The sequence below is a fragment of the Escherichia sp. E1V33 genome (assembly GCF_004211955.1).
Lineage (GTDB): Bacteria > Pseudomonadota > Gammaproteobacteria > Enterobacterales > Enterobacteriaceae > Escherichia.
Genome location: NZ_RHJI01000001.1, coordinates 39,674 through 51,885, shown reverse-complemented (window position 1 = coordinate 51,885; position 12,212 = coordinate 39,674). Strand labels below are relative to the sequence as shown.

General features: G+C 50.8%; 10 protein-coding genes and 1 pseudogene. 5 read left to right on the top strand and 6 right to left on the bottom strand.

What is annotated here, in order from left to right:
• Nucleotides 1-18: 18 nt before the first annotated feature.
• The 4 genes from D9742_RS00190 to D9742_RS00175 are packed head-to-tail and all read left to right on the top strand — an operon-like array spanning nt 19 to nt 4,029.
• Complete coding sequence (locus D9742_RS00190) at nt 19-1,377, top strand: PTS galactitol transporter subunit IIC (protein WP_001308116.1); 1,359 nt, start codon at nt 19-21, stop codon at nt 1,375-1,377.
• Nucleotides 1,370-2,878, top strand: coding sequence for an FGGY-family carbohydrate kinase (locus D9742_RS00185; RefSeq protein WP_130235604.1), 1,509 nt, complete (start codon nt 1,370-1,372; stop codon nt 2,876-2,878). Before D9742_RS00190 ends, D9742_RS00185 begins: the two co-directional genes overlap by 8 nt.
• On the top strand, nt 2,868-3,137 hold the full coding sequence (locus tag D9742_RS00180; RefSeq protein WP_130235603.1) for an HPr family phosphocarrier protein: 270 nt from the start codon (nt 2,868-2,870) through the stop codon (nt 3,135-3,137). The genes D9742_RS00185 and D9742_RS00180 overlap by 11 nt, the downstream gene beginning before the upstream one ends.
• 31 nt (nt 3,138-3,168) lie before the next feature.
• Nucleotides 3,169-4,029: a class II aldolase gene (locus D9742_RS00175; protein WP_001131788.1), complete on the top strand. Its 861-nt coding sequence runs from the start codon at nt 3,169-3,171 to the stop codon at nt 4,027-4,029.
• Nucleotides 4,030-4,078: 49 nt separating this feature from the next.
• Here the strand turns inward: D9742_RS00175 and D9742_RS00170 are convergent, their stop codons facing one another.
• From D9742_RS00170 to D9742_RS23090, 6 genes and pseudogenes are all read right to left on the bottom strand, one after another.
• Nucleotides 4,079-4,438: a type II toxin-antitoxin system HicB family antitoxin gene (locus D9742_RS00170; protein ID WP_000593555.1), complete on the bottom strand. Its 360-nt coding sequence runs from the start codon at nt 4,436-4,438 to the stop codon at nt 4,079-4,081.
• A complete protein-coding gene (locus tag D9742_RS00165) occupies nt 4,435-4,710 on the bottom strand; it encodes a type II toxin-antitoxin system HicA family toxin (protein ID WP_130235602.1) in 276 nt (91 codons plus the stop codon). Before D9742_RS00165 ends, D9742_RS00170 begins: the two co-directional genes overlap by 4 nt.
• A 58-nt stretch (nt 4,711-4,768) precedes the next feature.
• Nucleotides 4,769-5,893 carry an ABC transporter permease gene (locus tag D9742_RS00160; protein WP_001314210.1) on the bottom strand — a complete coding sequence of 375 codons (1,125 nt, stop codon included), beginning with the start codon at nt 5,891-5,893 and terminating at the stop codon, nt 4,769-4,771.
• Complete coding sequence (gene rbbA, locus D9742_RS00155; RefSeq protein WP_130235601.1) at nt 5,893-8,628, bottom strand: ribosome-associated ATPase/putative transporter RbbA; 2,736 nt, start codon at nt 8,626-8,628, stop codon at nt 5,893-5,895. The genes D9742_RS00160 and rbbA overlap by 1 nt, the downstream gene beginning before the upstream one ends.
• Nucleotides 8,625-9,692 (bottom strand): HlyD family secretion protein, encoded by a 1,068-nt coding sequence (locus D9742_RS00150; RefSeq protein ID WP_021565451.1) that lies wholly within the window; start codon nt 9,690-9,692, stop codon nt 8,625-8,627. The genes rbbA and D9742_RS00150 overlap by 4 nt, the downstream gene beginning before the upstream one ends.
• A gap of 62 nt (nt 9,693-9,754) precedes the next feature.
• A pseudogene (locus D9742_RS23090) lies at nt 9,755-9,869 on the bottom strand (hypothetical protein).
• 537 nt (nt 9,870-10,406) lie between these two features.
• On the opposite strand from D9742_RS23090, the gene D9742_RS00145 reads away from it, so the two are divergent.
• Nucleotides 10,407-11,459, top strand: a complete 1,053-nt coding sequence (locus D9742_RS00145) for a DUF2776 family protein (protein WP_130235600.1) — start codon at nt 10,407-10,409, stop codon at nt 11,457-11,459.
• Nucleotides 11,460-12,212 lie beyond the last annotated feature (753 nt).

The following is a 12,212-nucleotide window of genomic DNA, read 5'->3' as shown; positions in this document are numbered from 1 at the left end:
CTGAAAAAGAGGTTTATTATGAACGATATCGCGCATACTCTCTATAATATTGTGCAATATATATTGGGATTTGGCCCGACGGTAATGTTGCCGTTGGTGTTATTTATTCTTGCTCTCTGTTTTAAAGTAAAACCCGCTAAAGCCTTACGTTCGTCATTAACAGTCGGCATTGGTTTTGTCGGTATTTATGCCATTTTCGATATTCTTACCAGCAATGTCGGGCCAGCGGCCCAGGCGATGGTTGAACGCACCGGAATTAATTTACCGGTGGTGGATTTAGGCTGGCCACCGCTTTCCGCTATTACATGGGGTTCGCCAATTGCCCCGTTTGTTATTCCCCTGACCATTCTGATTAACGTGGCGATGCTGGCGTTAAATAAAACCCGCACCGTTGACGTAGATATGTGGAACTACTGGCATTTTGCCCTTGCTGGTACGCTGGTTTATTACAGCACCGGCAGTCTGTTCTTTGGTCTGCTGGCGGCGGCGATTGCCGCGGTGGTGGTGCTCAAACTCGCCGACTGGTCTGCGCCACTGGTACAAAAATACTTTGGTCTGGAAGGGATCTCATTGCCGACGCTCTCCTCGGTGGTGTTCTTCCCGGTCGGTCTGCTGGTCGACAAAATCATCGACCATATCCCTGGCCTCAATCGTATTCATATCGACCCGGAAACCGTACAGAAAAAGTTTGGCATCTTCGGCGAACCGATGATGGTTGGCACTATTCTGGGCATTCTGCTCGGCGTAATTGCCGGATACGATTTCAAAAAAGTCTTGCTGCTTGGCATCAGCATTGGCGGTGTGATGTTCATCCTGCCACGCATGGTACGCATCCTGATGGAAGGTTTATTACCGCTGTCTGAAGCTATTAAAAAGTATCTCAATGCCAAATACCCTGACCGTGACGATCTCTATATCGGCCTGGATATCGCCGTTGCCGTAGGTAACCCGGCGATTATCTCCACCGCCCTGCTGCTGACGCCAATCTCGGTCTTTATCGCGTTTGTCCTTCCGGGTAATGAAGTCCTGCCGCTTGGCGACCTTGCCAACCTGGCGGTAATGGCGTCGATGATTGCTTTAGCCAGCCGTGGCAATATTTTCCGCACCGTTCTGGCGGCGATCCCGGTGATTATTGCCGACCTGTGGATTGCTACCAAAATCGCGCCGTTTATTACCGGAATGGCGAAAGACGTTAATTTCAAATTTGCCGAAGGCTCCAGCGGCCAGGTTTCCAGTTTCCTTGATGGCGGTAACCCGTTCCGCTTCTGGCTGCTGGAAATATTCAACGGCAATATCATCGCCATTGGTCTGGTGCCGGTTATCGCCCTGGTACTGTATGGCATTTTCCGAATGACGCGGAGCACGGTTTATGCCTGATAACAGCGCAGCTATCGTTATCGATATTGGCACCACCAATTGCAAAGTCACCTGTTTTTCCTGCCTGGATGCAACGACGTTGGGCGCGCATAAATTCGTGACGGCAAAACAGATCTCCCCACAGGGCGATGTTGATTTCGATATCGACGCCCTCTGGCAGGAGGTCCGCCAGGCGATAGCGCAACTGAACGCCGCTTCGCCGCTGCCAGTCAGGCGGATCAGCATTGCCAGTTTTGGCGAGTCAGGCGTGTTCCTTGACGAGCATGGCGAGATCCTGACGCCAATGCTGGCCTGGTATGATCGTCGCGGTGAAGAGTATCTGACAACGCTTAGCGAGGCAGACAGTGCGGCACTTTATGACATCTGCGGGCTACCACTGCACAGCAATTACTCTGCCTTCAAAATGCGTTGGTTGCTGGAGCATTATCCGCTGCGCAATCGCCGCGGTCTGCGTTGGCTACATGCGCCGGAAGTACTGCTCTGGCGGCTGACCGGCGAACAGCGCACGGATATCACCTTAGCAAGCCGCACGCTGTGTCTGGACGTGCGTAAAGGCGAATGGTCAGCGAAAGCGGCGGCGTTGTTACACGTTCCCTGTTCAGCATTTGCGCCATTAGTGCAACCAGGCGAACACGCCGGATGGGTCAGCGAGTCACTCTGTAAGGCGCTTGGGTTCTTGCAGCCGGTCAGCGTGACGCTGGCCGGACATGACCATATGGTGGGCGCACGGGCGTTGCAGATGATGCCAGGCGATATCCTTAACTCGACGGGGACCACGGAAGGCATTCTGCAACTGGATACACAACCGACGCTGGATGAACAGGCCAAACGTGACAAGCTGGCAAACGGCTGTTACTCACTTGCCAACCAGTTCACCCTGTTTGCGTCGCTGCCCGTGGGCGGTTTCGCGCTGGAGTGGCTGCGCAACACGTTCCGGCTAACCGATGAGGAGATCGCCGCATCACTTACTCGCGGACATGCTGATTATCTGGCGGGGAATTGGTTGCTCGATGACATTCCCGTCTTTATTCCACATCTTCGCGGTTCGGGTTCGCCCTATAAAAATCGCCATACCCGTGGATTATTTTATGGGCTTGGCGATACGTTAAGTATCGACATGTTAATTGCCAGCGTATCACTGGGATTAACCATGGAATTTGCCAACTGCTTCGCCTGTTTTAACGTGCCTGGCACCAGCGCGTTAAAAGTGATCGGTCCGGCAACCCATAATCCCCTTTGGCTGCAATTAAAGGCGGATATTTTACAGCGTCCGGTTGAAGCAATTGCATTTAACGAGGCGGTTTCTGTCGGAGCATTATTAACCGCCGCACCGGATATTCCACCGCCGCCAGTCGCTATAGCCCAACGTTTGTTACCGAATCGGGCGAGATACCATCAATTACAGCGTTATCAGTACAAGTGGAAAAGCTGGTATCAGTTGAAATTACAGCAAGAAGGCGTGATGCCATTACATCATCGGGAGGAGCACTATGTTGAGTAAAACCGTGGAAGTCAGAAACAGTACTGGCCTGCATGCACGTCCGGCGGCCTGTCTGGCGAAAGCCGCCAAAAAATATAGCTGTAAAGTGACGCTGCACTATGAGGGTAATGATATTAATGCCACCAGCATGATGAATATTATGCGCGCCGGAATAAAAGGCGGAAAAACGGTGGAAATACGCTGCGAAGGCGATGATGAAAACGAGGCCATACAGACTCTCACCGACTTATTTCGCGACCGCTTCGGTGAAGCTGAATAATTAACTGATATTAAAAGATGAGGTTTTCAATATGCCATTAGTTAATGGACGGATACTGCTCGACCGCATTCAGGAAAAACGGGTATTAGCGGGCGCATTTAATACCACCAATCTGGAGACGACAATTTCAATTTTAAACGCTATTGAGCGTTCGGGATTACCCAACTTCATTCAGATTGCGCCAACCAATGCACAACTCTCGGGATACGATTACATTTATGAAATCGTGAAACGTCACGCCGATAAAATGGATGTTCCGGTCAGTCTTCATCTGGATCACGGGAAAACTCAGGAGGATGTGAAACAGGCGGTGCGCGCGGGCTTTACCTCGGTCATGATTGACGGTGCCGCATTCTCTTTTGAAGAGAATATCGCTTTCACCCAGGAAGCTGTCGATTTCTGTAAATCCTATGGTGTACCGGTTGAAGCGGAGCTGGGGGCGATTCTCGGCAAAGAAGATGATCATGTCAGCGAAGCCGATTGCAAAACGGAACCGGAAAAGGTGAAGACCTTTGTCGAGCGTACCGGTTGCGACATGCTGGCAGTTTCTATTGGCAACGTTCATGGCCTGGACGATATACCGCGTATCGATATCCCCCTGCTGAAGCGCATTGCCGAAGTCTGTCCGGTGCCGTTGGTTATTCACGGCGGCTCCGGTATCGCCCCGGAGATATTACGCAGCTTTGTTAATTATCGCGTCGCTAAAGTAAATATCGCCAGCGATCTGCGCAAAGCGTTTATCACCGCCGTCGGCAAAGCGTATGTGAATAATCACAACGAGGCGAATCTGGCACGAGTCATGGCATCAGCAAAAAACGCCGTCGAGGAAGATGTGTATAGCAAAATCCTGATGATGAATGAGGGGCATCGGTTGGTTAGAAAGGCATCTTAAGAGCCGCAAAAATATAGCGGCGCAACAGAAATTGTTGGGCCGCTATAAGTTATAAATGATTCAAACGCTCATTCAGTGTTTCAATAATATAGGTATTAACAGAGACTTGTTGCTGCGCAGCCGCATTATTAAGGCGTTCACTCAGCGATTCTGGATAGCGTAACGTAAAGGTCTTAATCTTTTCTGTACGCGCATAAGGCTCAATACCCGCAGCTTTACAATCCTCAAGATACTCTCGCAGGGAAAGCTCCCCCTCTTTTTGCAGCCCCTGAATGCTGTCAGAGACAAAATCACAATAACCTGACAAACCCAGGAATTTGCCACGAAATGCATTCAGTTCTGGCACATAGGTGATTACAGCAGGTTGCCCGGCAATCTCCATAGAGTTTGGCGTCTTCAGTTTGATCATGGTTTTACCCCTATACTTAGTAACCAGTCACGCACGCTTTCTACAGCGCCTTTATCGGTATCTGGCGACGGATGAGGCCGATGGAAACACGCAACGCTCATATTGAGTATGAACTTACAGCGCGAACCTCTTCCTTCCTTAATTTCTCCGCCTAATGCTTTAACCAGTGACTCTATATCTGACCACTTGATCCCTTGAGGAACATGAGATTTAAATATTTGATCCAATGTGTTTTTTTGTTTCTTCCGTAAAGCCTGTACCTGGATTCTCATGGCATGTCCTTATGACTTCACTTTATGACATCACAGTATGAAGTCAAGTTTCCCTTCCTTACGCCATTGTCCCAATCGTCTTCCTGAATCGCAGCAGCGCAATGGTGAAAAACGCGCCGCCAATTGCCATCAGCGTCAGGAACTGCGGCCAGACGATTTCGAATCCGGCACCCCGGTAGAGGATGGCCTGCGCTAGGCTAACAAAGTGTGTCGTCGGCATGGTCAGCATAATGTCCTGCACCATCTGCGGCATACTTTCGCGCGGCGTGGATCCACCGGAAAGCATTTGCAGCGGCAGCAGCACCAGAATCACCAGCAGCCCCAGTTGCGGCATTGAACGCGCTATCGTCCCCATAAAAATGCCGATTGACGTGGTGGCAAACAGACTGAGCGCCACGCCCAGCATAAACAGCGGGATCGAGCCTTCAATCGGTACGCCCAGCACGCCTTTCACCATCAGCACCAGCGATAATCCCGATACCACCAGCACCACTAGCCCCATCGACCAGACCTTTGCCATCATGATCTCAAACGGCGTTATCGGCATCACCAGTAAGTGTTCCACTGTGCCGTGTTCACGCTCGCGGATCAGCGCCGATCCGGTCAATACAATCGCCAGCATGGTAATGTTGTTGATGATCGCCATCACCCCGCCAAACCACGCGGGATCAAGGTTCGGGTTAAAGCGCATCCGGGTTTCCAGCGATACCAACGGTTCGCTGTTATCACGGTAGCGCGCAACAAAACTGTTCACTTCACCATTGATAATATTCTGGATATACCCGTTGCCGGTAAATGCCTGGCTCATGCGCGTGGCATCGACATTCACCTGAATATCCGGCTGGCGTCCAGCGAGGACATCACGCTGAAAATTAGGCGGGATATTTATCGCGAAGGTATAGCGCCCGGCGTCCAGTCCGGCATCCATCTCATCGGCGGTGATCATCTCCGGTGGCAAAAACCACGGGCGATAGAAGCTGTTAACGATCCGATTCGACAACTGCGATTGATCCATATCGGCAATAGCGATCGGTGCCAGGTTCAATGATCCTGGCGTCACGGTCGCTGACGAATACACCGACACCGTAAACGAGAAGACAATCAATGTCAGCATCGCTTTATCACCGAGTAGACTGCGCAACTCTTTGATACCCAGATTAAAAATATTGCGTAAATGGCGCATCATCCCTCCTGTTTTTTCAGCAGCAGGATGCTTAAGCCCATCACCAGCGGTATGGCTATCAGCAACGGGATAAAAAGTTGCCACAAATCAGTCAGATCCAGCGCTTTCGAGAACGTCCCGCGGGCGATAGTCAGAAAATGACTGGTCGGGTAAACCTCGCCGATCCAACGTCCCGGCCCTTCCAGCGAAGCTACCGGATCGATCATCCCGGAAAACTGTGTCGCCGGGATCAACGTGATAATCGCCGTACCGAAAATGGCGGCAATCTGGCTTTTCATAAAGGTGGAGATCAGCAGCCCCATTCCGGTGGCGATGATGATATACAGCAGCGCCGCCAGGGTGAGCGTCAGGAAACTGCCTTTATGCGGTACGCCAAACACAAACACCGACAGGCCGCAGAGCAGGAAAAAGTTCAGCATCCCCAGCGCGATGTACGGCAGCTGTTTGCCAAGCAAAAATTCGCTACGAGTGGTAGGAGTCACGTAAAGGTTGATAATCGACCCTAGCTCTTTTTCCCGCACCACGCTAAGGGCGCTTAGCATTGACGGGATCATCATCAACAGAAGCGGGATCACCGCCGGAACAATCGCTGGCAGACTTTTTACATCCGGGTTATAGCGATAGCGCGTCTCAATGTTCATCAGCCCGCTTTGGCTGGCAGGTGTGGACTGTCGGCTCGCCACATCCTGTAGCCAGCTCTGGTGCATGGCCTGCACGTAACCTTTTACCGTTTCGGCACGGCTCGGCATCGCTCCGTCGATCCAGACGCCGAGTTCCACGGGCGTACCACGCGCGATATCGCGCCCGAAATTGGGAGGGATCTCAATTGCCACCGTGATATCGCCCGCACGCATCCGACGGTCAAGCTCGTCATAACTGGTGAGCGGCGGCTGTTCGATAAAGTAACGGGAACCGGAGAGATTGAGCGTCCACGCCTGGCTACTGACGGTCTGGTCGCGGTCAAGCACCGCAAAGCGCAGGTTTTCCACATCCATACTGATACCGTAACCCATTATCAGCATCAGGATCACCGTTCCCATCAGCGCCAGCGTCGAACGTACCGGATCGCGGCGCAGTTCCAGTGCTTCGCGGCGGCTGTAGCTAAACAGACGGCGCAGGCTAAATCCCTGACGTGGCGCGTGGGTGGTGTCATGTACCACGGGCGGCGCTTCGGCTTCGTTGCTCTGCCTTGCCGCTTCCTGCAAATAGGCGATAAATGCCTCTTCCAGACTTGCGGCTCCGCGTTTCTCAACCAGTTCCTGCGGTGTACCGCTGGCGAGCACTTTTCCGGCGTGCATCAGTGAGATACGGTCGCAACGTTCCGCTTCGTTCATAAAGTGGGTGGAGATGAAAATGGTCACTTTGTCCTGGCGCGAGAGATCGACCATCAACTGCCAGAACATATCCCTCGCCACCGGATCGACGCCAGAAGTAGGCTCATCGAGGATTAACATCTCCGGGCGATGAATCACCGCCACCGCCAGCGAAAGCCGCTGGCGAATGCCGAGCGGCAATGACTCCGGCAGAACATCTTCAACGTCGTTGAGCTTAAAACGCTCGCTCATTTCAGCCACTCTTGCGGGAATTTCCGCTTCCGGGATGTGAAACAAACGGGCATGTAACTCAAGGTTTTGCCGCACGGTGAGCTCGGTATAGAGCGAAAACGCCTGCGACATATAGCCCACCCGACGGCGAGTATCGATATCTTTTGGATCAACCGGTTGCCCGAACAACCACGCCTCACCTTCGCTGGCGGGCAGCAATCCGGTAAGCATTTTCATGGTGGTGGATTTACCGCAGCCGTTCGAACCAAGAAAACCAAAAATCTCCCCGCGTGGAATGCGGAAATTGACGTGATCAACGGCAACGAAGGAACCAAAACGCATGGTCAGATCGCGCGCTTCAATGGCAATCTCTGCGTTTTCAGGTTGATATGGTGGGATCACTACCGCCTGATGCGCCTGGCGTTGCGCTTGCGGTAACAGATTTATAAACGCCTCTTCCAGCGTGGCACTTTGCGTTTGCTGCCGCAGCTCTTCGGCGCTGCCGGTTGCCAGCACTTCTCCGGCATTCATCGCTACCAGCCAGTCGAAGCGTTCGGCCTCTTCCATGTAGGCGGTGGCGACCAGCACGCTCATATTGCTCTGCCGCTGGCGAATACTGTCGATAAGATCCCAGAACTGGGCGCGGGAGAGCGGGTCAACCCCCGTTGTTGGCTCATCAAGAATCAACAGTTCCGGGTCGTGGATTAACGCACAGCACAGCCCCAGTTTTTGCTTCATCCCGCCGGAGAGTTTCCCTGCCGGACGATCGCGAAACGGTGCTAACCCGGTGCTGGTCAGCAGCTCATTAATTCGGACTTCCCGCTCCGCTTTGTCGTGACCGAACAGGCGAGCGAAAAAATCGACGTTTTCATACACCGACAAGGTGTGGTAGAGGTTTTTGCCCAGCCCCTGCGGCATCCAGGCGATGCGCGGGCAGACGTCGCGGCGATGCTTCGGGTCGCGCATATCGCCGCCCAGCACCATCACATTGCCCTGCTCAATGACGCGGGCTCCGGAAATCAACGACAACAAACTCGACTTCCCGACGCCATCCGGACCAATCAGCCCGACCATACAGCGGGCCGGAATATCGAGTGTGATATTGTTCAGCGCAACGGTTTTTCCATAATGCTGGCTCACGCCCGCCAGTTGCGCGACAGGCGGGACGGGAACCAGTTCCAGATGCGTCATTGTGGCAACCTCACCACGAGGTCGTCAGGCCACGGAAGTTCTTCATTCACCCGCACCCACGCTACGCCCGGCAAGCCCGTTTTGACATATTCCAGATGCTGCTGGAGTAATTCCGGTGGGATACGCGCTTTGACGCGGAACATCAGTTTCAGCCGTTCATCGCTGGTTTCGACGGTTTTTGGCGTGAACTGGGCGACACTGGCGACAAAACTGATGGTTGCAGGAATACGCAGATCTGGCGCGGCATCGAGGATCAGCCGGGCTTCACCGCCCAGTTTCAGCGTGCCCGCCTGTTCGGTTGGCAGGAAGAAGGTCATATAGACGTCGCTGAGATCGACCATATTCAGTACCCGACCACCTGCCGCCAGCACTTCACCTGGCTCGGCAACCCGATACTGCACGCGTCCGTCACGCGGGGCTTTCAGTTCGCTGTCATCGATATCTGCGGCAATGCGCCGTTCAGTGGCTTGCGCGGCTTCGACGCGAGTTTGCGCCTGAATGATATTGGTGCGTGCCGCTTCTATAGCGGCTTTAGAGGCAGAAACCTGAGCTTTTGCCGATTCCAGGGCAGCTCGGGCGCTCTCAGCGGCGGCACGGTCGTCATCTAGCTGTTGCGCAGAAATAGCCCCACGTTGGGCAAGCGAGCGGGAACGCGTATGACGTTTAGCCACGGAGTCCAGTTCGGCCTGGCGTTGATTAACCAGCGACTGTGCGGCGCGAGTTTCACTTTGCCGTTGCTCCAGCAAAGCCTGCGCGGCGGCAACGGCACTTTGTGCCTCTTTGATTTGCGCGATGGCTTCCAGTCGTTGCTCCTGCAACACGCGAGTATCCATCTTCGCCAGCACTTCACCTTCGCGAACAAACTGGCCTTCTTTCACCAGAATGGTGTCGATACGCCCGGCAATTTTGCTGGCGATATCCACTTCCGTCGCTTCAATGCGCCCATTGCTGACGGCAAAGCCTTCCGGCACACCTGCCGGACGCAACAGCCACCATGCCACGACGGCAGCCACCACCAGAACCCCGACAACCCACCACGCCAGATGGCGCTTAATATTATCCATAATCGACCCGCCATAATCCCTGTAAGCAATCGACGCGTGTTACAACTGCCACCGAACGACGTTCAGCGAATTATTCCATCCGGGATAAGAAGGAAACGGCAAAGGCGGCCAGGGCGCAGCAAACTGAGCGCCAACGGGGGAAGGTCTGGTGAAAACGGGTAGTAATGTTGTCATCATCAGCATTCCTGGCCGTAAATGAAACACGCATACTCATAAGTGAAATCAATTAAATACTAACAGTTATATTCATGTTGTCTATTTGATTACCATCAGCTTGTGATACATCGCGATGTTCTTCTGTCCGATAGCGTTTTTTAACCAAAAATCTTCTGCACAGGTTCTCAGGTACTGCTGCACAGGTTTCCGTAACAGAAAACCCGATGACTATCACATAGCGTTATTATCGCCCGAGGTGAAAATATTTACCGAATGTGAAATAATTTTTTGAAAAGATGATAAAGGCTTATGTATTAAATAAAGCAGTCTCGAACAAGGTCATTTAAAAAAATAATATATTAATTCAGAATTTATCGTAGGATAAATATTTATTTAGTAGCGTTAACTCACATCTAAAACTTGATACCCAGAACACTAAATCCGACTATAGTAAAGTTACTTTTTACAATTAGTGGTATCTGATTGTTATATTTAACTGACTAAAAATACTACTGATACGCTTTCTTATATTAGCAGAAAGTACACATGGAGTTTAAAATGAATATATATATCGGATGGCTATTTAAATTAATCCCTTTAATTATGGGGATAATATGTATTGCATTGGGTGATTTTGTATTAGCAGGTTCCGGGCAAAGTGAGTATTTTGTGGCGGGGCATGTACTTATTTCGCTTTCTGCAATCTGTCTGGCGTTATTCACTACCGCATTTATTATTATCTCTCAGTTAACTCACGGCGTGAATAAGTTCTACAACACGTTATTTCCTATTATTGGTTATGCCGGTTCTGCAATAACTATGATTTGGGGATGGTCACTGTTGGCAAGCGATAATGTCATGGCCGATGAGTTTGTTGCCGGGCATGTTATTTTTGGTGTTGGGATGATTGCTGCTTGTGTATCCACCGTGGCGGCGTCTTCCGGCCATTTTCTGCTGATCCCCAAAAACGCCTCGGGCAGTAAGAGTGATGGTACGCCGTTGCAGGCTTATTCTTCAACAATCGGTAACTGCTTAATTGCCGTTCCCGTTCTGCTTACTCTCTTTGGTTTCATTTGGTCAGTCGCGCTGTTACGTAGCGCTGATATCACACCACATTATGTTGCAGGCCATGTGCTATTGGGATTAACGGCAATTTGCGCTTGCCTTATTGGCCTTGTCGCCACTATTGTCCATCAAACGCAGAATACGTTCTCAGTGAAAGAGCATTGGCTGTGGTGCTATTGGGTTATTTTGCTCGGCTCACTTACTGTTATTCAGGGTATCTACGTATTAATCAGTTCAGATGCAAGCGCCCGTCTGGCCCCCGGCATTATTCTCATTTGTCTGGGGATGATCTGCTACAGTATTTTCTCCAAAGTGTGGTTGTTGGCGCTGGTATGGCGACGCACCTGTTCGTTAGCCAATAGAATCCCCATGATTCCGGTATTTACCTGTCTGTTTTGCCTGTTCCTCGCAGCGTTCCTTGCTGAAATTGCGCAAACCGATATGGCTTATTTTATTCCTTCGCGAGTTCTGGTTGGTTTAGGTGCAGTGTGTTTTACACTCTTTTCCATCGTTTCTATATTAGAAGCAGGTTCTGCAAAAAAATAATATCTGCCGCCGGATTATGCTATTAAGCCAACCCGGCGAACACATTAATACTTACCATCAGTCAGGTGATTCGAAGTTCCTTCAATAAAGGTGATTAACACTGGCAATGATGCCAGTAATTGCCACAAGGCTTATTTTGCTACTGTGTAGAACCAATAAAACTGTGCCCTTAAATCAGGAAAAGACTTTAAAGTTTTACCATTGCGTCTGTTTAGCTATACAACATAAAGTGAAGTACACATTACGCTATGTGTTAACAGTCTCTATACTCGTCATACTTCAAGTTGCATGTGCTGCGTCTGCGTTCGTTCACCCCAGTCACTTACTTATGTAAGCTCCTGGGGGAGTCACTCACTTGCCGCGTTACTCGGCCTTCGGCCTCGCCCTTTCAGGGCCAACTCAAGCGTTGTTCAAAACGCCCCTGGTGTTTTGTCCTGCAACTCGAATTATTTAGAGTATATCTTCTGGTTATGCCCGTCATAACAAATGTTTTATAAGATGATGCAGAGCATACAATCACAGGATTACTTATCGGATTTTGTATTCCACAATTCATTTGGGGATAATTAGCGATCTTATGTAGCCAGGAACAAAGCGTCTGACCGAAAATATATCTTCTCACGTCTTGTTTAATTGGATTAAAAAGTCATCAGTGCCTTCATCGAAGGAATATTGTTTACCAACTGAAATCATTACTCTTTTACGTAATGGTGCAACGCTATCTTTTATATTTAACATTAATTTTATAGTGCA